Source organism: Mycolicibacter sp. MU0102 (assembly GCF_963378105.1).
Lineage (GTDB): Bacteria > Actinomycetota > Actinomycetes > Mycobacteriales > Mycobacteriaceae > Mycobacterium > Mycobacterium holstebronense.
This window is the reverse complement of record NZ_OY726398.1, coordinates 104,301-122,486: the sequence shown is the minus strand read 5'-3', so window position 1 is coordinate 122,486 and position 18,186 is coordinate 104,301. Positions and strand designations below refer to the sequence as shown.

General features: G+C 68.0%; 20 protein-coding genes. 5 read left to right on the top strand and 15 right to left on the bottom strand.

Going from position 1 to position 18,186, the window contains the following annotated elements; genetic code table 11:
• Positions 1-2 precede the first annotated feature (2 nt).
• From RCP37_RS00615 to RCP37_RS00595, 5 genes are all read right to left on the bottom strand, one after another.
• A complete protein-coding gene (locus RCP37_RS00615) occupies positions 3-872 on the bottom strand; it encodes an ABC transporter permease (RefSeq protein WP_047320359.1) in 870 nt (289 codons plus the stop codon).
• Position 873: 1 nt separating this feature from the next.
• A complete protein-coding gene (locus tag RCP37_RS00610) occupies positions 874-1,611 on the bottom strand; it encodes an MlaE family ABC transporter permease (protein WP_109559839.1) in 738 nt (245 codons plus the stop codon).
• Between the two features lie 323 nt (positions 1,612-1,934).
• Complete coding sequence (fadD5, locus tag RCP37_RS00605; RefSeq protein WP_308485144.1) at positions 1,935-3,518, bottom strand: fatty-acid--CoA ligase FadD5; 1,584 nt, start codon at positions 3,516-3,518, stop codon at positions 1,935-1,937.
• 20 nt (positions 3,519-3,538) lie between these two features.
• Positions 3,539-3,979 carry an SRPBCC family protein gene (locus RCP37_RS00600; protein WP_024442929.1) on the bottom strand — a complete coding sequence of 147 codons (441 nt, stop codon included), beginning with the start codon at positions 3,977-3,979 and terminating at the stop codon, positions 3,539-3,541.
• A 36-nt stretch (positions 3,980-4,015) separates the two neighbouring features.
• On the bottom strand, positions 4,016-4,492 hold the full coding sequence (locus RCP37_RS00595; RefSeq protein ID WP_308485143.1) for an acyl-CoA thioesterase: 477 nt from the start codon (positions 4,490-4,492) through the stop codon (positions 4,016-4,018).
• A 14-nt stretch (positions 4,493-4,506) separates the two neighbouring features.
• Between RCP37_RS00595 and RCP37_RS00590 the strand changes: the two genes are divergently transcribed.
• Entirely contained in the window at positions 4,507-5,622 is a 1,116-nt protein-coding gene (locus RCP37_RS00590; protein ID WP_308485142.1) for an alcohol dehydrogenase catalytic domain-containing protein, read from the top strand.
• Here RCP37_RS00590 and RCP37_RS00585 read toward each other — a convergent pair.
• The 7 genes from RCP37_RS00585 to RCP37_RS00555 are packed head-to-tail and all read right to left on the bottom strand — an operon-like array spanning position 5,603 to position 12,038.
• Positions 5,603-7,096, bottom strand: coding sequence for a flavin-containing monooxygenase (locus tag RCP37_RS00585; RefSeq protein ID WP_308485141.1), 1,494 nt, complete (start codon positions 7,094-7,096; stop codon positions 5,603-5,605). The genes RCP37_RS00590 and RCP37_RS00585 overlap by 20 nt on opposite strands.
• The gene (locus tag RCP37_RS00580; protein WP_308485140.1) at positions 7,093-7,824 is read right to left on the bottom strand and encodes an SDR family NAD(P)-dependent oxidoreductase; all 732 of its coding nucleotides are present in this window, start codon (positions 7,822-7,824) and stop codon (positions 7,093-7,095) included. The genes RCP37_RS00585 and RCP37_RS00580 overlap by 4 nt, the downstream gene beginning before the upstream one ends.
• Positions 7,821-8,570 carry an HpcH/HpaI aldolase family protein gene (locus RCP37_RS00575; RefSeq protein WP_308485139.1) on the bottom strand — a complete coding sequence of 250 codons (750 nt, stop codon included), beginning with the start codon at positions 8,568-8,570 and terminating at the stop codon, positions 7,821-7,823. The genes RCP37_RS00580 and RCP37_RS00575 overlap by 4 nt, the downstream gene beginning before the upstream one ends.
• Positions 8,567-9,535: a zinc-binding dehydrogenase gene (locus tag RCP37_RS00570; protein WP_308485138.1), complete on the bottom strand. Its 969-nt coding sequence runs from the start codon at positions 9,533-9,535 to the stop codon at positions 8,567-8,569. The genes RCP37_RS00575 and RCP37_RS00570 overlap by 4 nt, the downstream gene beginning before the upstream one ends.
• Before the next feature lie 3 nt (positions 9,536-9,538).
• Positions 9,539-10,714, bottom strand: coding sequence for a cytochrome P450 (locus RCP37_RS00565; RefSeq protein WP_308487217.1), 1,176 nt, complete (start codon positions 10,712-10,714; stop codon positions 9,539-9,541).
• 50 nt (positions 10,715-10,764) lie between these two features.
• Entirely contained in the window at positions 10,765-11,481 is a 717-nt protein-coding gene (locus tag RCP37_RS00560; protein ID WP_308485137.1) for an NIPSNAP family protein, read from the bottom strand.
• The gene (locus RCP37_RS00555; protein WP_308485136.1) at positions 11,481-12,038 is read right to left on the bottom strand and encodes a hypothetical protein; all 558 of its coding nucleotides are present in this window, start codon (positions 12,036-12,038) and stop codon (positions 11,481-11,483) included. Before RCP37_RS00555 ends, RCP37_RS00560 begins: the two co-directional genes overlap by 1 nt.
• 144 nt (positions 12,039-12,182) lie before the next feature.
• Between RCP37_RS00555 and RCP37_RS00550 the strand changes: the two genes are divergently transcribed.
• The gene (locus RCP37_RS00550; protein WP_308485135.1) at positions 12,183-12,878 is read left to right on the top strand and encodes a DUF427 domain-containing protein; all 696 of its coding nucleotides are present in this window, start codon (positions 12,183-12,185) and stop codon (positions 12,876-12,878) included.
• Here RCP37_RS00550 and RCP37_RS00545 read toward each other — a convergent pair.
• Positions 12,873-13,772: an acyl-CoA thioesterase gene (locus RCP37_RS00545; protein ID WP_308485134.1), complete on the bottom strand. Its 900-nt coding sequence runs from the start codon at positions 13,770-13,772 to the stop codon at positions 12,873-12,875. The two genes, RCP37_RS00550 and RCP37_RS00545, sit on opposite strands and share 6 nt — an antisense overlap.
• 88 nt (positions 13,773-13,860) lie before the next feature.
• Between RCP37_RS00545 and RCP37_RS00540 the strand changes: the two genes are divergently transcribed.
• Together RCP37_RS00540 and RCP37_RS00535 are read left to right on the top strand one after the other, a co-directional pair.
• Positions 13,861-14,721: an SMP-30/gluconolactonase/LRE family protein gene (locus RCP37_RS00540; RefSeq protein WP_308487216.1), complete on the top strand. Its 861-nt coding sequence runs from the start codon at positions 13,861-13,863 to the stop codon at positions 14,719-14,721.
• Positions 14,722-14,731: 10 nt separating this feature from the next.
• Positions 14,732-15,538: a thioesterase family protein gene (locus RCP37_RS00535; protein WP_308485133.1), complete on the top strand. Its 807-nt coding sequence runs from the start codon at positions 14,732-14,734 to the stop codon at positions 15,536-15,538.
• Here the strand turns inward: RCP37_RS00535 and RCP37_RS00530 are convergent.
• Positions 15,535-16,188 carry an SDR family NAD(P)-dependent oxidoreductase gene (locus tag RCP37_RS00530; protein ID WP_308485132.1) on the bottom strand — a complete coding sequence of 218 codons (654 nt, stop codon included), beginning with the start codon at positions 16,186-16,188 and terminating at the stop codon, positions 15,535-15,537. The two genes, RCP37_RS00535 and RCP37_RS00530, sit on opposite strands and share 4 nt — an antisense overlap.
• A gap of 106 nt (positions 16,189-16,294) precedes the next feature.
• On the opposite strand from RCP37_RS00530, the gene RCP37_RS00525 reads away from it, so the two are divergent.
• Positions 16,295-16,831: a TetR/AcrR family transcriptional regulator gene (locus tag RCP37_RS00525; RefSeq protein ID WP_308485131.1), complete on the top strand. Its 537-nt coding sequence runs from the start codon at positions 16,295-16,297 to the stop codon at positions 16,829-16,831.
• Here RCP37_RS00525 and RCP37_RS00520 read toward each other — a convergent pair.
• A complete protein-coding gene (locus RCP37_RS00520; RefSeq protein WP_373693207.1) occupies positions 16,828-18,165 on the bottom strand; it encodes an FAD-binding oxidoreductase in 1,338 nt (445 codons plus the stop codon). The two genes, RCP37_RS00525 and RCP37_RS00520, sit on opposite strands and share 4 nt — an antisense overlap.
• Positions 18,166-18,186 lie beyond the last annotated feature (21 nt).

Here is an 18,186-nt window from a genome sequence, read left to right as displayed (position 1 = left end):
CGTCACATCGTTAGGTTGAAGTTGGGGTCGACGCCGTAGAGCGCCAACGCTGCGAGCAACACGACTGTGGGCACCGTGATCAGGGACAGTCGCATCGACTGTCCCACTGCGGCACCGACACCGACCGGACCGCCACTGGCGTTGAAGCCGTAATAGCAGTGGGTGACCATGACCACCACGGCGATCAAGATGGTCTCGATGAACGACCAGAACACATCATCTGGCCGCAAGAACGTTCGGAAGTAGTGGTCGTAGGTGCCCGACGACTGCCCGAAGAACAACGTGGTGACGATCTGCGGTGCGGCGAACGCCATGATCAGCGCGAGCGCGTACAGCGGGATGATCACGGTGAAGCCTGCCACCACGCGGGTGGACACCAGGTAGGCGATCGAGTTGATGCCCATCACTTCGAGGGCGTCGATCTCCTCGCTGATGCGCATCGCGCCGAGTTCGGCAGTGGCGCCGGCTCCGACCGTCGCAGCCAACGCGATACCGGCGTTGACCGGACCGACCACGCGGACGTTGACCAGCGCCGCGGCGAAACCGGTGTAGGTCTCCACACCGATGTTGCCCAGCGAGGTGAACCCCTGGATCGCGATCAGCGAACCACCGGCCAGCATCACGAAGCCCATGATGGCGACGGTGCCGCCGATCACGGCCATGGCGCCGGTGCCCATGCCCAATTCGGCGACCAGGCGCAGCGTCTCGGTGCGGTACCGGCGCAGCGCCCAGGGAATCTGCCGGAGAGCGGTCACCGAGAACCAGCCGAGCCGACCGCTCCTTTCGAGCCCGCGGCCAGCCATCCCGACGTAGCGCTGGTAGTTCGCAACCAGCCCGGGAAAACGGCCCCGGACAACTGTCGATGTCGACATGTCAGGTCCCCGTTCCGAACTTCACGCCGATGGTGGTCAGCACCACGTTCACGGCGAACAACGCAAGCACGCACAGCACGACGGTTTCGTTCACGGCCGTGCCCAGGCCCTTGGAGCCGCCGCGGACGGTAAGGCCGCGGTAGCAACCGACGAGACCGGCGATAAGTCCGAACACACTGGCTTTCACCGTCGAGATGATCACCTCGGGCAGCCCGGTGAGCAGAGTCAACGTAGACAGGTAGGCGCCGCCGGACACGTTCTGCAGATAAACACCGAAGAGGAAGCCTCCGGCCAAACCGATCACGATCACCAGAGCGTTGAGGAGCAGGGCCACCACGGTCGCGGCAATCACCCGGGGGACCACCAGTCGATGGATCGGGTCGATGCCGAGTACTTCCATCGCGTCGATCTCTTCGCGAATGGTGCGGGCACCCAGGTCGGCACAGATCGCGGTGGACCCGGCCCCGGCGACCACCAGCACGGTGACCAGCGGCCCCAGCTGGGTGACCGCGGCGATGCCGGCTCCGGCTCCGGAAACGTCGGCAGCACCGAACTGCGCCAACAGGATATTCAGCGTGAAGACCAGGAGAACGGTCAGCGGAATGGCGACCGCGATGGTCGGAATGATGGCGACGCTGGTGATGAACCAGCCCTGCTGCAGGGTCTCACGCCATTGGAACGGCCGTACGAAAAGCGCACGGGCGGTCAGAGCACACATTCTGAAGAATCCGCCGACCATGATCAGCGGCGGCAGCACTCGATCCCGGAGGAAGTCGGCGACACGGGGACGCGCTGGAGCTGTCACACCACCCCCCTCACCAGAAATCCCGCCGCACGACTCAGCAAGGAACCGCGTCGCACAGTGTCTTCTCCCGTCCGTCGTTCAGCGAGACCCGCGTCACCTTATCGGCCCGAAGTGCCCTTGGCGACCATCGGACCATACCTGATGGCTGCTTGAGAGGAACATCGAACGGGCGGAACCTACCCGGGTTTCCTACCGGAGAGTAACGTGCTGCGACCTCACTCATCGCTGTTTCGGGCGGCATCGCTTGGGGCCCGGCCCTACTCGGATCCCTGAGCTGTCCCGTAGTTAATGCGCAGTTCGGTTTTGAGCACTTTCCCGGCCGGGTTGCGGGGCAGGGCCTCGACGATCTCGAGCGCCTTCGGGTGCTTGTAGCGCGCCAGCCGCTGGGTCAAGAAATCGTCGAGGTCGGCCAGGGTCAGGCCCGTCCGCGACAGCGCGGCGACCGCGATCGGAACCTCGCCCCAGCGCTCGTGGGGACGGCCGATGACGGCGACCTCGGCGATGTCGGGGTGATCGGCCAGAACGTTTTCCACTTCTGCGCAATAAACGTTCTCGCCGCCGGAAATGATCATGTCTTTTTTACGGTCGACGACCCAGACGTAGCCCTCTTCGTCCATCCGGACCAAATCGCCGGAATGGAACCAGCCGCCGGCGAAGGCCTCGGCGGTGGCCTCCGGCTTGTTCCAGTAGCCGCTCATCAAGGTGGGCGCCCGGTAGACGATCTCGCCCACCTCGCCGACGGCGACGTCGTTCATCTGCTCGTCGACGACCCGGGCGGAGACGGTCGGGATGACGGTGCCGACCGAACCGAGCTTTCTGGTGGCGTCCTCGCCGAGGAGGATGCAGGTGACCGGCGACATCTCGGTCTGTCCGAAGGCCGCCAGGATCTTGGTGCCGGGGAACGTCTCCGCCATCTGCCGCAGCAGAGCGTCGGAGGCCGGCGCCGCGCCCCACGACATGGTCCGCAACCGGATGTCGCGCGGGTTGGCCTGCTGTTGGGCGCAGACCGCCTGCCATTGGGCCGGGACCAGGAAGATGCCGGTGACCCGTTCGGCGGCCAGCACGTCGAGCAGTTGGCCGGCGTCGAACGCACCCAATGGGTTGATGACCGTCGGGATGCCCAGCCACATGCCGGGCAGCAGATTGCCCACACCGGCGATATGGAAGAACGGCACTCCGATGAAGGCCACGTCGGAGGTGCCGGTGCCGGCGGTGTGCAGCGCGGTCATCGTCTGGCCGACCAGGTTGGTGTGGGTGAGCACCGCTCCCTTGGGCAGGCCGGTGGTCCCCGAGGTGTACATGATCAAGGCCGGCGAATCGTTGGGAATGTCGACCGGCGCGTGCGGCTCGCCGGTCTCGCTGATCAGGTCCTCGTAGGCGATCAGGCCCTCACTCGCTGAACCGCCGGCCACCACCACGTGGTCCAGCAGTCCGGTCAGCTCTCGCACGCCAGCGGCGACCGGCACCAGCGCCGGTTCGGTGATCAGCACCCTGGCTTCGCAGTCGGTGACCAAGTAGGCGATCTCCGGTGGGGTGAGCCGGAAGTTGACCGGGACGGCGATGCCGCCCAGCATGTTCGCGGCCAGCACCGACTCGACGAACTCGGTGCGGTTGAGCATCAGGATCATCACCCGGTCACCGGCGCGGACCCCGCGGCGGCTCAGGGCGTCGGCCAGCGCAGCAACGCGATCACGCAGCTGCGACCAGGTCGTGGTCTGGCCCAGAAACCGCAGCGCCGGAGCGTCCGGTTTCATCAGGGCGTGCCGGTCCAGCTGGTTGACCCAGTTCTGTCGACGCGCCCGGTAGGGCTGCTCGGCGGGATCGACGGTTGCGTGGCTCAATTCGGGTCTCCCGCTTCGTGCTAGCCCGAAGCCAGTTCTTCGGCGCGCCGTTTGAGATTGTCAGCCAGATAGTCCAGAGCGTTGCTGAACGCCTTCTTGAGCATCGGCTTGGGTACCGACATCTGCGTCTCGACGTTCATGTCGACGGTGAGCAACGTGGTCGGGCCGATCTCGACCACCGAGAACAGCTGCTCCTGCTTGCTGAACAGATCGCCCTGCTGCAGCACGGTCTGGATCTGGGTGGCACTGGGGTAGTAGACGGCCTGGATGAAGGTGCCGTCGAAACCGGAGTAGGACGCATCCAGCCGCAGCTGGCTGGGCCGGCCGTCGTCGTAGCGGGCCAGTACCCAGATCCCTTTGACCTCTTCATTCCACTGCGGGTACGCCTCGAAGTCGGCCACGATCCCCATGATCGTTGCGGCGTCGGCGGCGACTTCGACGGTCTTGCTCACGAGCGGCACCCGCCGAGCATAGCCACCGGCGAAACAGCCGCCGAGCTAAACCTGGGCGGTGGCCAACAGCGCGCGAATACCGTCGGGGATCGGCACCGGCCTGCGGGTGCTGCGGTCGACATAGACGTGCACCCAGTGCCCGAGCGCGGCGAGCGGTACGGCGGCGGCATCAACTCCGATGTCAGGGGCCCGGAATAACGCGAGCCGATAGGTGACACTGCTGCGCCCCACTCGCGTGACGGCCAGCCCCACCGCGAGCCGGTCCGGGAAGGCGAGTTCGCCCAGGAAGCGGCAGCCCGATTCGGCGACCACTCCCAGCTCCGACGCCGCGACCGGGTCGATGGCGACATGCGCGGCGATCCAGCCGTTGATCGCGGTGTCGAACAGTTGGTAATACACCGCATTGTTGAGGTGGCCGAACATGTCGTTGTCGGCCCAGCGGGTCAACACCGGCCAGTGCACCGGAAAGTCCTGGCTGGTCAACCCTTCCGGCGCGGGCGGGACCGCTGCGTCCGAACTCATGGTTGTATTCCAGCATGACCACGATCCGCGGGGCGGTGCTGGAGCGGATCGGGGCACCGCGCCCCTATGCCGCCTCGCGCCCGCTGACGGTGACCGAGGTGGAGCTGGCCCCGCCCGGCGAGGGCGAGCTGCTGGTGCGGGTTGAGGCCGCCGGGGTCTGTCACTCCGATCTGTCGGTGGTCGACGGCAACCGGGTGCGACCGGTGCCCATGCTGCTCGGCCACGAAGCCGCCGGCATCGTCGAAGAGGTCGGCGCGGGGGTCACCGCCGTGCGGCCGGGCCAGCGGGTGGTGCTGACCTTCCTGCCCCGCTGCGGCCGCTGCCCGGCATGCGCCACCGACGGCCTGGCGCCGTGCGAGCCCGGCAGCGCCGCGAACGGCGCGGGCACCCTGCTCGGCGGCGGACAACGGCTGCACCGCGCCGACCAGACCGTCTATCACCACCTCGGGGTGTCCGGGTTCGCCACGCATGCCGTGGTCAGCCAGACCAGCGCGGTCCCGGTGCCTGATGACGTGCCGCCGACGGTGGCCGCCCTGCTCGGCTGTGCGGTGCTGACCGGCGGCGGCGCCGTGCTCAATGTCGGCCTTCCGGCCCCGGGTGACACCGTGGCGGTGGTCGGGCTCGGCGGCGTCGGCATGGCCGCGGTGCTGACCGCGTTGGCCCACGACGGCGTGCAGGTCATCGCGATCGACCGGCTGCCGGACAAGCTGGCAGGCGCGACCGCTCTGGGCGCTCAGCTCACCTATACCCCGCAGCAGGCGCTCGACGCCGGCGTGCGCGCCCCGGTGGTGATCGAGGCAGCGGGTCATCCCGCCGCGCTGGAGACGGCGATCGGGTTGACCGCACCGGGCGGGCGCACCATCACCGTCGGCCTGCCGCCCCCGGATGCCCGGATCAGCGTCTCCCCGTTGGATCTGGTTGCGCAGGGGCGCTCACTGATCGGCAGCTACCTGGGTTCAGCGGTCCCCGCGCGTGACATCCCGCGCTTCGTGGAGTTGTGGCGAGCCGGCCGTCTTCCGGTTGAGCAGCTGGTGTCGGCGACCGTGCCGCTCGAGCAGATCAACGAGGCCATGGACCAACTCGCCGACGGCGCCGCAGTACGTCAGATCATCACGTTCGATCCGCACTGACTGGTTTATCCGGTTCGAAGGCGAAGTCGGCGGCCCGGAACCGTCGGGTCATCGCCCAGAAGGCACCCGCGCTGCGCGGCCACTGGGTGACCACGCGGCCGTTGGCAGCACGAAAGTAGCTGCTGCAGCGGGTGGTCCACACCGTGCCGTGCATCCAACGGTCCACCTTGGCGATGAAGTCCGCCAGCGCGGCGGGCCGCACGGCGACGTAGGACTTGCGCGTGCGTCGCAGGTGTTTGAGCACCCGAACGATGTAACGCGCTTGGGCTTCCAACACGAAGATGACGCTGTTGGAGCCGACGTTGGTGTTAGGCCCATAGAGCATGAAGAAGTTGGGGAAGCCGGGCACGGCCATACCGAGGTAGGCGCGCGGCCCGTCGCGCCAGGCCTGTTTGAGTGTGGTGGCATCCTCACCGGTCACCTCGATCTGGCCGAGGTAATCCGCAGCGGCATACCCGGTGGCGCAGACCACGACGTCGACCTCGCACTCGGTGCCGTCCTCGGTGACCACTGATCGGGACCGCAGGGCCCGGGCCGGGCTGGTCACCACTTCGACATTGGGGCGGGCCAGCGCGGGCAGGTAGTCCGAGGAGAACACCAGACGCTTGCAGCCCAACGGGTGGTCTGGGGTGAGCGCTGACCGTAGTTGCTCGTCGGCGATGGAGTTGTCCAAGAGTTTTCGCGCGATGTCGGTGAACTCGCGGGTCTTGTCGCTGCCGTTCTCGATCACCGAGATGTTCGACTCGCTGCGCAGCCACAGTCGCGTCCGGTACAGACGCTTGACCAGCGGGATGCGGGCGAAGGCCCACCGCTCCCGCGGGGTGTAGCGCCGGTCCGGCTTGGGCAGGATCCAGGTCGGTGACCGCTGCAGCGAGTACACCTTCTCGGCGACGTCGGCCAACTCCGGCAGCAGTTGCGCCGCAGTCGAACCCGTACCGAGCACAGCGACTTTCGCGCCGGCGATCGGCACCGAATGGTCCCACCTCGCTGAGTGCATCACCGTGCCCGCAAAGGGCTGTTCTTCGATCAGATCGGGTAGCACCGGCTGGGTGAACAGCCCCACGGCGGAGACCACCACGTCGAACCGATGCTGCGTCCCGTCGCTGCTGATCAGACACCACTGACGCCGGTCCGGTTCCCACCGGGCGGCCCGAATCTCGGTGCGCAGCAGCAGATGCGCGTCCAGTCCGTGGTCGGCCGCGCAGCGCTCGAAATAGGCCAAGATCTCGGGCTGCTGCGACCACTGCCGCGACCAGTGCGGATTCAGGTCGAAAGAATAGGAGTACAGGTGTGATTTGACGTCACAGGCCAGCCCCGGATACGTATTGATCCGCCAGGTGCCGCCGACGCCGTCCTCCCGGTCGAAGATGGTGAAGTCGGAGAATCCCGCGCGGCGCAACAAGATTCCCAACGCCAGCCCGCCCGGTCCGGCACCGATGATGCCGACCGACGGACCTCCCCCGGGCGTGGTCATCGGATCTGCAGGCACTGGCCACCGTCCACGACGAGCTCGGCGCCGGTGATGAACGACGCGGCTGGCGAAACCAGGAACGCCACCGCGTCAGCCACCTCGACGGGCCTTCCGAGCCGGCCGCCCGCCGATACCGCGGCCAGTCGCTGCTGGGTCACGTCGTCGAGCATCGGGGTGGCGATCGGCCCGGGAAACACCGCGTTGACCCTGATGCCCGCCGAAATGAGCTCCGCGGCGACGGTCTGGGTTAGGCCACGCAGTGCCCACTTCGACGACCCGTAGGCGCTGTGCTGCGGAAAGGGGCGGATCGCCCCGGTGCTGCAGGTGTTGACGATGGCGGCACCTTCAGCCTCCCGCAGTCGATCCAGGGCCGCCTGGATTCCCAGGAATGCCCCCAGACAGTTGACCCGCCAGGCTTTTTCGAAGGCCTCGGGTGTCTCGTCGACGATGGCCGCACGGTGCAGGGTGCCGGCGTTGTTGATCAACGCGGTCAGCGACCCGAACCGCTGGACGGTGGTTGCCACCGCAGCGTGCCATTGCTCGGGGCAGGTCACGTCGAGGCGAACGCCGATCAGTGCGTCGTCAGCCCGCGCGGTGACGGCGGCATTCAGCTCGGCCTCGTTGATGTCGCCGGCGACCACGGCGAACCCGTCGGCGCGCAGCCGTTCGGCGATCGCCCAGCCCTGGCCGCGGGCGGCGCCGGTGACCAACGCGACCCGTGCCGAGCTCATCGGCCCCTCGCTTCGTCGAGATGTTCGAGGGCTCCCCGGCGCAGCGCCTGGGACTCGGCGGCCAGTGTGATCATCTGGTAGCCCAGCCCGGCCAGGGCCGCTCCCGCCGCGCCCGATCCGCCGTGGATCGCCGCGATCACCCCCGCTTCCGCCGCCGCGCCCCGGATGCGTCTCATAGCCGCGAGCAGGTCGGGGTGCGTGGTGGATTGGGAGACGTCGACGCCCATCGAGATCGCCAGGTCGGCGGGCCCGACGTAGATGCCGGCGAGGCCGGGAACCGCACAGATGCGTTCCACGTCTGCCAGGGCCGCGGCGGTCTCGATCATCGCGAAGACGTCCGCGCGCTCCTGGAGGCCGCCCAGGTCGCGGCCCAGGCCGGGCCGCAGCGGCCCGAAGCTGCGGGTCCCCGCCGGGGGGTAGCGGGTGGCGGCCACCGCGGCGGCCGCCTGCTCGGCGGTCTCGATCAGCGCGATGATGACCGCGTCGGCACCGGCATCGAGCACCCGCCCGATAGGGGCGGCGTCCGCGTTGGGCAATCGGACTGCGGTGGCGATCGGCAGGTGCTCGGTGTGCCGCAGCATGGCGGCGATGTCGGCGTCGTCGAGGTAGCTGTGTTGGGCGTCGAAACCCACGTAGTCATAGCCGGCGCGGGCGAACTCTTCCGGACCCAACACTGTGGGACCGGTGACCCAGCCGCCCCAGAGCGGGGCCCGGTCCGCCAGGGCGGCACGTAGCGCCGACGTCATGCGACCATCGCGATCTTGACTCGGCCCGGCACTGGTCGGGTCGCCAACTCGAAGGCGGCCTGGGCTTCGTGGCAACCGAAGACGTGCGTGACATAGTCGCCCAACAGTTCTGGATGCTCCGCTGCGAATCGGCCTGCCTCCGCCAGCATCCGCCGCCGATCCTGGGTGACTCCGGAGATCAACGTGAGGTTGTTGCGCAGCATGGTGCGCATACTGATCGGATAGCTGTCGTCGTCGGGGACACCGAAGTAGAACACCGTGCCTCCGGGTGCGACGGCCTCGATGGCGTGGCCCAACGTGGCGACCTGGTGTCCGACCGCCTCGATCACGATCTCCGGGCGGTCGCCAACGTCCAGGTGGTGCACCCAGCGGTCACTTGTCGCCTGCACCACGGTGTCAATCCCGAAGGCTGAAGCCATTTCTCGGCGATCGACCGGGTCCACACCGGTGACGCGGCGCGCGCCCGCGGCTTTGGCGACTGCGCTGAACAGCAGACCGATCGACCCCTGACCGATCACCGCGACGTGGCGGCCGGCCAGGTCGGGCAGCTGTTCGACCGCGTAGAGGACACACGCCAACGGCTGCAGGCCCACGGCTTGAGCGGGCGCCAGCGCCGGGTCGCAGGCCACCAAGCCGTCGCCGTCGCTGATCACCTGTTCCATCAGTCCATCGAAGCCCGACGCCCAGCCCACGACCCGGTCGCCGGGTTGGTGCTGCGGGTGCCGGCTGGCGATGACGTCACCGACGATCTCGTGAATCGGGAAGCCAAGCTTCTCCGCGGCCCCGGCGCCGTCATCACCGGGCAACCTGCCCTGCGCGCCGCGAAAGGCGGGCAGGTCGCTGCCGCATACCCCGGCCGCGACGAACTGCAGCAGCACCTGCCCCGCACCGAGCTGCTGCTCAAGGGGATCGGGGGCTTCGATCTTCTCGAACTGATACGGCGCGATCAGCCGGTATGCCCACATATTTCAGACCTCCACCGGGATGGTGTTCCAGCCCCATTGGAAGCTGGACGGAAGCCGGGTCGCGCCGTCGTCGAGGATCCGGTAGCTCGGGACTCGACGGAGCCATTCCTGCACCAAGACAGTCACTTCCAGTCGGGCCAGGTGGTAGCCGATGCAGAAATGCTGTCCGCGGCCGAACGCCAGTGATCGTTTGATCGGCCGGTCCCACTGGAATTCGTCCGGGTTTGGGTATTGGCGCTCGTCGCGGTTGGCCGACGCCAACAGGGTGATGATGCGTTGACCCGGCTCGACAGTCGTCCCGTGCAGCGTGAACGGCTTGCGGGCAGTGCGCGCGAACCATTGCGCCGGTGCGCAATAGCGGATCATCTCTTCGCGTGCCAACTGGACCGTGTCGTGCGGATTGGCCCGGACCGCCTCCAGTTGGTCCGGGCGTCGAGCCAGTTCCCACAACCCGTGCGCAACGATCTTGGGTACCGTCTCGGTGCCGCCGATAAAGATGCACAGCAGTTGCGTCGCCGCTTCGACGTCATCGAGGTCGCTGCCGTCCGGCAGTCGGTAGGCCAGCATCCCGTCGACGATCGGCAGGTCGCCGGGGCCCTGCTCGGCGCGCCGGCGTTGTACAGCCGGGATGAGGTACTGCAGGTAGTTGGGCCGCGCTGCGGCCGTGTCCACCCCGCTGCCCGCCTGCGCGAGACTTCCGGCGTTCACCGCCGCCAGAACCTCTGCGGCGCAATCGATCGGAATGCCCAACAGTTCGCAGACCACCTGAGCCACCACGACTCCGCCGTAATCACAGGTCAAGTCGAACTGGCCCTGCCCAAGCAGCTCATCGAGCCGCTGATTGGCCAAGACGCGGATCCGGTCTTCCCAGTCGGCCACCGATCGGGGCCGAAACGCCGGGGCCTGCAACCTGCGGATGTCGTCGTAGATCGGCTTGTCGAAGACGGCGTGGAACGGCAGCGGGTGCAGCGGCGGGTCCGGAACCGGGCCACTGTTGTGCTGTGCCAGCACGGTGGCCGCCGGCAGTGTTCCCTCCGAGGCCACGAAGGTGCCGTCACTGAGCGCCAGCACATCCCAGATGTCGTCGAAACGGGACAGGGCGTACAGATCCCACTGTGGGACGTAGTACATCGGGTGCTGATCGCGCAGCACCTGGTAGTACGGGAGGGGGTCGGCCATCACCGCCGGGTCGAACGGATCGTAGGAGAACTCCGGTGCGGCAACGCTTGTCACGAGGCGTCTCGCTGCAGCGGGGACGGGGGCAGGGCCTGCAGGATCGAATCCTCCCAGCCGTCGCGTAATGCGGGCGCCACACTCATCCACGTCACGATCTCCGCCGGCGGATGGTCCTTCCACGACGGGTAATGCTCGGCGAAGCAGTCCCAGCCGCCGTCCAGTGCCCAGTAGTGGATGACCTCGTTGTAGCGGAACGTGGTGGTGAACGAACCGAGCCAGCGTTTTCCGGTGCTCTCCGACCACGGCACATACAGCCGTTCCAGTTCCCGGATGTAGTCGTCCTGGCGACCAGGCTTGGTCTGCATGATCTCCTGGATGACCACGGTCGCGTCGAAGTCGGCCGCGCGTAACGCGGCCAGGGTTTTGTTATGCGGGCCGGGGTACATGATGCGGCCCTCCCCCGAGGCTCCGATTCCGGCGAGGTAGGCCGACCATTCGGCCGCACTCTGGGCGTGGCTGCCGCCGCGGCTCTGCGCCCGCCCGATTCGGGCGTAGTCGGCGAACGCGTCGATCTCCCAGATGATCGTGACCTGGGGCCAGTGCCCGTTGTAGGCGGTGGACTCCCACAGCGCGAACAGGCGCGCACCCAGCTCGGCCATCATCGGCTGGTAGATCTCGGTGAAGTTGCGGGTGAACTCGTCGCGCAGGCCGCGGCCCAGATCGATCGTCTCGTGCAGGTAGAGCAGGGTGTGGTTGTAGTGCTTGCGCATCAGCCGACCGGGACCAGGTCGGAATTGACCGGCAGGCAATGCTTCTGGTCGCTACGGAATATCTCCGGGCCGTCGAATGGTGCCGCGTGCCCGCCATCGGCGGCAGCCAACGCCTGCCGCTTGAACGCCTGGCCCGCCACGGTGGGCAGGTGCTGCACGGTGCTGAGCCGATGGCTGACCTCCAGCGGCCAGCGCTCACCCCACATCACGACCTCGGTCAGGCTGTTCCGCAGCGCGTGGTGTACCCGCGCGCCGATCCGGGGATCGGCCGTAAGAGCGTCGGCGACCACCGCCAGGCTGTGCCCGGGTGCGTCGCTGCCGGACGCAGACAGCTCCGTCTCGAGGTCTGCCGTATTGAGGCCCAAGATCTGCAACGGTCGGAGGTCCTGGTGCGGCGACACCAGCACTCGCACGTCCCAGCCGGTCGCCGCACGGTGATACAGCCACCCGCCGGCCGCGTGCACCAGGCTGGCGACATCGGGGGCGATGACATCGAGGCGGTAGCGGAGGTAGTGGTCCTGCGCCAAGGAATCCAGGGCCGCAGCGGTACTCGTCATCGCATCATCCCAGCTCGTCGTGAGAATCTCAGACGGTGCCGCCGGCCGGGCGAACTGTCCGGCCGCGCAGCACAACTTCTCCGAGATATTACAGTTGAAGCTAAATTTGTAAAGCCGAATGAGGCGAACACGGGTGGGAGTGAAATGAGTCTGGTTGCCGGGCAGGGCCCGTTGAGCACCGAGCGCGCCGGCTGGTTCGCCCCGGAGATCACCGGCACTCTGGTGTACGTCGAACCGCATCCGCGCCGCGTGCGGGCACGCCGCGGTGAGCGCACCGTGATCGACACCGAAAGCGCGTTGCTGGTGCATCGCCAGGGCGAGCCGCTGGGCTACGCCTTCCCCGCGGATGCCGTCGGCGATCTTCCGCATCGGGCGCTGCCCGAGGCACCGGGCTTCGTGCAGGTGCCGTGGGACGCCGTGGACACCTGGTTCGAGGAGGGCCGGCGGCTGGTGCACTACCCGCCGAACCCCTATCACCGGGTTGATTGCCGACCCACCCGGCGCGCATTGCGGGTCGACGTTGACGGGGTGTCGCTGGTGGATACCGATGACACCGTGATCCTGTTCGAGACCGCCCTTGCTCCGCGGCTGTACGTCGCCCCGGACCATGTCCGCACGGATCTGTTGCAGGCTTCGGCGACGTCGACCTACTGCAACTACAAGGGGTACGCCCGATATTGGTCCGCGGTCGTCGGAGACACCGTCGTACCGGACGTGGCCTGGAGCTACCCGGACCCGCTGCCCGAGAGTGCGCCCATCGCAGGTCTTTTCAGCTTTGATCTGTCGCTCGTCGGCGGTTTCGCTGAACTGCCCGCCGCGACCGGGCGCCCGCGGCTATAGCCGCGAGTGCTCGGCGATCTTGTTGTCGCTGGTGCGCAGCGGCCGGATCAGGCCGTCCTGGGCAAACGAGGCGAGAAGGGCACCATCCTCGGTGTGCACGGTGCCGCGAACGTAGGACATGCCCGCACCTACCTGGGTGCTTTCGTGGCTGTAGAGGATCCAGCCGTCCCAGCGCACCGGTTCGTGGAAGCTCACCGTGACCGTCATCGGAGCGGTGGACACCGTCAGGTGCGACTGACTGGTGCCGATCCCCGCGTGCGCGCGCATCGTCGTCGAGATGCCCAAATGTCCAGTGAAGTAAGCGATCAGCGCTTTGGCGAGGTCGTCGCGGGCGGGAATGGGCTCGTAGTGCAGCCAGGCGTAGAGCTCCGGCGGACCCACCTCGTCGGGGCTATTGACGTCGACGACGTCGACCAGGCGCACCTGACGTCCGGTCATCGGCATGACACAGGGGTTGGCCTGCGCGGGGGCTGCCACATCGGGCCGCGGCAGGTAGTGGGTGATCACGTCGGCCGTCGGGACATCGGCCAGCACAGTGATGGTTGCGCAGCGCTTGCCGTTCTGCAGTACCGAGACCACCGCAGTGGCCGTTGAGCGCCCCTCGCTGACCACGTCGATCACGTATTCGGCCGCCGGTCCCACCAGCACAGCCCGGGCGAACACCGCGTGCACCGATCGGACGGACTTGTCGCCGAAGCGTTTCGCCGCCGCGACGATGGCCTGCGCCAGCAGCTGGGTGCCCTCCACGACTTGGCGCTCGTCGTCGCCGGCCAGGCCGGTCGCGCCGGTGAACCGGTCCGGGCCGTCCTCCGTCACCTCGAATAGGTCCAGCAGGCCGCTTACCGACCATTGCGCCGCGGGGGAAGTCTCGGTGGCCGGAGATGCTTCAGACATTCCGCGAGCGTGACATTTCAGCCGCATTTTGTAAAGTAGGCTCTGACCGCACCCGCGGCCGCCGGACAGGAGGGCGACAGTGTTGGGTATCGCCGAAACGAGTTCACAGCAGGACAACCCGGGCTCCAAGTCGCCCCCTGCACCGCTGGCCGGCGGCTTCTGCTTCGGGGAGGGGCCGCGCTGGTTCGAGGGCCTGCTGTGGTTCTCGGACATGCTCGGCGAGGCGATCCACACCGTGAACCTGCGCGGCTCGATGACCACCGTGCCACTGCCGGGACATACCCCCAGCGGGCTGGGTTTCCGGCCGGACGGATCGCTGGTGATCGCCTCGGCCTCCGACCGCCAGGTGCTCTGCTACGACGGTGACACCGTGACCACGCTGGTCGATCTGAGCGGGCAGGTACCGGCCGACCTCGGCGACATGGTGGTGGACGCGGCCGGGCGCAGCTATATCGGGTCACAGGCCTACTCCGGCGGGGTGCTGGTACGCGTCGATCCCGACGCCAGCGTGCACCTCGTCGCCGAGGATCTCGACTTTCCCAACGGAATGGCGATCACCCCGGACGGCGGCACGCTGATCGTCGCCGAGTCGATGGGCCGCCGGCTCACCCGGTTCACCATCGACGCCGACGGCGGGCTGAGTGAACGCCGAGTGTTCGCCGACGGGTTGGACGGACCACCGGACGGCATTGCGCTGGACGCCGCCGGCGGGGTCTGGACGGCGATGACCCTGGCCAATCAGTTCGAGCGCATCACCGAGGGTGGCGCGGTGACCGACCGGATCGCAACCGGCGAGCGGGCCGCGATCGCGTGCGCGCTGGGCGGACCGAACCGCCGCACGCTGTTCCTGCTGTCAAGCCCCACCGCCTACCCGAAGCGCCTGATCGGCACCCGCGACTCGCGCTTGGACACGGTGACCGTGGAGATTTCCGGCGCCGGACTGCCCTGAAAGGGATTCGATGACCGACTCCTACTACGAGTTGCTGGACGCCGCCGATCCGCGGGGACAGAAGTTCGCTGCCACCGATCTGGTGCGCGGCACGTGGTCGGCCCAGATCCAGCACGCTGCACCGGTTTCAGCCTTGCTGGTGCGGGCACTGGAACGCCTGGCGCCGCGCGACGACACCCGGCTCAGCCGGGTCAGCATCGACCTGCTGGGGCCGGTGCCGGCCGAAGGCGCGCTGTGGGTGCGCAGCCAGGTGGACCGGGCCGGCAAGCAGATCGAACTGGTCAGCGCCGAGATGCTGGCACCGGGCCCCGACCAGCTGCCGCGACCGGTCGCCCGGGCATCGGGTTGGCGGTTGCAGACATTGGACACCGGCGACGTGCAGCACGCGTCGGCTCCACCGCTGCGGCCGGTCAGTGAGGCACAAAGCAACAACATGCAGCAGAACTGGGACCGCAACTACGTGCACAGCCTCGACTGGCGGTGGCTGACCACGCCGTTGGCCCCCGGCGCCGGTGAATCCTGGATCTCACCGATCGTGGACCTGGTCAAGGGTGAAGCCATGACTCCGCTGCAACGGCTGTTCGCCGTGGCCGACGACGCCAACGGGGTCGGCACCAAGCTCGACATCAGAAAGTGGACGTTCCTCAACACCGACCTGGTGGTGCACGTGCACCGGATTCCCGACGGCGAATGGATCGGCATCCGGGCCGAGACCAACTACGGCCCCGACGGCATCGGGACGACCATCGGCACCCTGTTCGATCAGCAGGGCGCGGTGGCGGGCATTGCGCAGTCAGTCCTGGTGCGCCGGCGTTAGCGGGCCGCTCGCTCCGCCGGGAGCAATTCGACCAGACGCAGCCGCGACTCGGTAGCCATTCCGGCGAGCAGGCGGCCGGCCTCAGCGGCGCACGCGACGGCACCCGGCTGGGCCGAGCGCACCACCGACGCCCGCACTCCGGTGCCGACGAACTCCGCGTCCAAGGCCGCCAGCCAAGCGTCAACCTTGCGCTGGGCGGCGGCGCAGCTCACCCCGGCCAACTCCGGGCCGACCAGCACGATGTCGCCGCTGCCCCGGGCGATCATCGCGGGGATCACCCGGGTGGCCAGGGTTTGCGCACCTACTCCGGTACTGTCCGGGCTCTCCCCCGCCGGGCCGGCGAGACCGACATCGGTGATGAGCACGTCCGGGGTGCCGATGAGATAGTGCGCGGCGGTAAGGAACTGGTTGATCGACCGCGGCTCGGCGAGATCGAGTTGGGCGGCGAAGGCGCTGCCGCCGCGGTCTCGAAGCTGCGCCGCGAACCGTTCGGACTCCTCTATTCGTCGACCACCGATCAGCACCAGGTGTCCTTGGGCGGCCAACTGGGCCGCGGCCACCTGGCCGATGCCGGCCGCTTCGATGACGATCATCACGGCGCGCGGCGGATGCGTGCGTTTCTCGCACGTGACTTGCGGCGCCTCGATCACAATAATTGCCCTACGGCCCGATCCCCCGGGGCCCGTGACGGTGAGGAACGATGTCCAGGCACCGAACCAGCGTGACACTCTCGCTATTTTTTGTAAAGTCTCCGCTATGACCCGCAGCACGGTGGACGGCCCCGACAGCTCGACCCGGCAGCGGATCCTCGCGGCCACCGCCGAGGTGCTCGGGCGCAATGGGATGACCAAGCTCAGCCTGTCCGAGGTGGCCTCCCAAGCCGGGGTCTCCCGGCCCACCCTGTATCGATGGTTCCCTTCGAAGGAAGAGCTGATTTCAGCGTTCTCCCGTTACGAGCGGCACATCTTCGACAGCGGGATCGCCCGCGCCACCGAAGGACTCAAGGGCACCGAAAAGCTCGATGCCGCACTGCGTTTCATCGTCGACTACCAGCACTCGTACACGGGTGTGCGAATGATCGACATCGAGCCCAAGCACGTGCTCGCCGACTTCACCCGCATCATCGTGCCGATGCGCGAGGGCCTGCAGCGGATGCTGACCGGGCCGGATGCCCCGGTGAAAGCGGCCGCCGCGATCCGGATCGCCATCTCGCACTACATCATTCGCAGCGACGACTCCGAGCAGTTCCTGGCCCAGCTGCGTCAGGCCGTCGGCATCAAGCACCGCGACTAGTCGAAGAGCACCGCGGCATTGAGGTAGCCGGTCGGATCGAACGCGGCCTTGATCGTCCGCATCGCGGCGATGTCGTCCGGCCCGCGCGACATCGCCAGGTAGGCCCGTTTGCGGCTGCCCACCCCGTGTTCGGAACTGACGTTGCCGCCGCAGTCGGCGATGAGCGTCATCATCGCCGCGTACAGGCCCGCCTCGGCCGATGCTGAGCAACGCAGCACGTTGAAGTGCAGGTTGCCCTCGCCGATATGGCCGAACAGCACCGGAAGCGCCTCCGGCGCATGCCGTTGCACCACCGTGCTCGCCGCCGCGGCGAATCCGGCGACCGCCGCCAAGGGCAGGGACACGTCGAACTTCACCGGCGGCCCGAAGGCACCCAACACATCGGCGATCGCCTCGCGCACCCGCCAGAGCCGCTGCCCGGTCGCAAGGTCCACACCCACCGCGGGCTCGTCGCAGGATCGCACCTGCGCCAGCAGGTCGGCGAGGCGGTCGGTCTGGTCGGTGTCGCCGGTCAGTTCCACCAGCAATAGCCAGTCACCGCGCACCGGGGCGCCGATCCCGAGCCGCTCCCCGGTCAGCGCGGCGACGCGCGCGTCGATCAACTCCAGCGTCGCGACGCCGTCCAGATCGCGAAAGATTCGCGCCGCATCGACCAGATCCTGCAGCTCCGCGAAGCCGCAGACCGCCGTCACCCGGTGCGCCGGGACGGGATGCAGCCGCAGGTCCAGCGCGGTGATGACGCCCAGGGTGCCTTCGGCCCCGACGAACAGTGCCGGCAGGTCGTAGCCGGTGTTGTCGGAGCGCACCGCGCTATGCCGATGCACCAGCGCGCCGTCCGGCAGCGCCACCTGCAGACCGAGTAGCTGCTCGCCCATGTTGCCGTAGTGCACGGTGTACAGCCCACCGGCGTTGGTGGAGGCCATGCCGCCGACCGTGGCGGTATCCCGGGCGGTCAGGTCGACACCGAAGATCAGCCCGGCATCGGCCGCGGCGCGCCGCACCGCCGCGAGCGTGGCGCCCGCCCCCACACTCACCCGTCGTTCGACCACGTCGACCTCACCGACGGTGTTCAGCCGCTCGGTGGACAGCAGCACGTCGTCGTGTTCGGGGACGGTGCCGGCCACCAACGAGGTGCGCCCACCCTGGACGGTGACGTGTGCGCCGGCGCCGCGGCAGAGCCGCAGCACCTCGGCGACTTCCTCGGGAGATCCGGGACGCACCAACGCACTCGCCCGGCCCCGGTAGCGGCCGGTGTAGTCGACGCTGCGCGCGGCCAGTACGTCGGGGTCGTCCGTGACATAGGCGGGGCCCACCAGCTCCGCCACGCTCTGCAAAAGGCTCCGAAACTGGCTTTG

Excerpts from the sequence above, each read along its gene's own strand:
- RCP37_RS00615 (WP_047320359.1), bottom strand. The coding sequence starts at position 872 with ATGTCGACATCGACAGTTGTCCGGGGCCGTTTTCCCGGGCTGGTTGCG.
- RCP37_RS00610 (WP_109559839.1), bottom strand. The coding sequence starts at position 1,611 with ATGGTCGGCGGATTCTTCAGAATGTGTGCTCTGACCGCCCGTGCGCTT.
- RCP37_RS00595 (WP_308485143.1), bottom strand. The coding sequence starts at position 4,492 with ATGAGTTCGGACGCAGCGGTCCCGCCCGCGCCGGAAGGGTTGACCAGC.
- RCP37_RS00590 (WP_308485142.1), top strand. The coding sequence starts at position 4,507 with ATGACCACGATCCGCGGGGCGGTGCTGGAGCGGATCGGGGCACCGCGC.
- RCP37_RS00585 (WP_308485141.1), bottom strand. The coding sequence starts at position 7,096 with ATGACCACGCCCGGGGGAGGTCCGTCGGTCGGCATCATCGGTGCCGGA.
- RCP37_RS00580 (WP_308485140.1), bottom strand. The coding sequence starts at position 7,824 with ATGAGCTCGGCACGGGTCGCGTTGGTCACCGGCGCCGCCCGCGGCCAG.
- RCP37_RS00575 (WP_308485139.1), bottom strand. The coding sequence starts at position 8,570 with ATGACGTCGGCGCTACGTGCCGCCCTGGCGGACCGGGCCCCGCTCTGG.
- RCP37_RS00570 (WP_308485138.1), bottom strand. The coding sequence starts at position 9,535 with ATGTGGGCATACCGGCTGATCGCGCCGTATCAGTTCGAGAAGATCGAA.
- RCP37_RS00565 (WP_308487217.1), bottom strand. The coding sequence starts at position 10,714 with ATGGCCGACCCCCTCCCGTACTACCAGGTGCTGCGCGATCAGCACCCG.
- RCP37_RS00560 (WP_308485137.1), bottom strand. The coding sequence starts at position 11,481 with ATGCGCAAGCACTACAACCACACCCTGCTCTACCTGCACGAGACGATC.
- RCP37_RS00555 (WP_308485136.1), bottom strand. The coding sequence starts at position 12,038 with ATGACGAGTACCGCTGCGGCCCTGGATTCCTTGGCGCAGGACCACTAC.
- RCP37_RS00550 (WP_308485135.1), top strand. The coding sequence starts at position 12,183 with ATGAGTCTGGTTGCCGGGCAGGGCCCGTTGAGCACCGAGCGCGCCGGC.
- RCP37_RS00545 (WP_308485134.1), bottom strand. The coding sequence starts at position 13,772 with ATGTCTGAAGCATCTCCGGCCACCGAGACTTCCCCCGCGGCGCAATGG.
- RCP37_RS00535 (WP_308485133.1), top strand. The coding sequence starts at position 14,732 with ATGACCGACTCCTACTACGAGTTGCTGGACGCCGCCGATCCGCGGGGA.
- RCP37_RS00525 (WP_308485131.1), top strand. The coding sequence starts at position 16,295 with ATGACCCGCAGCACGGTGGACGGCCCCGACAGCTCGACCCGGCAGCGG.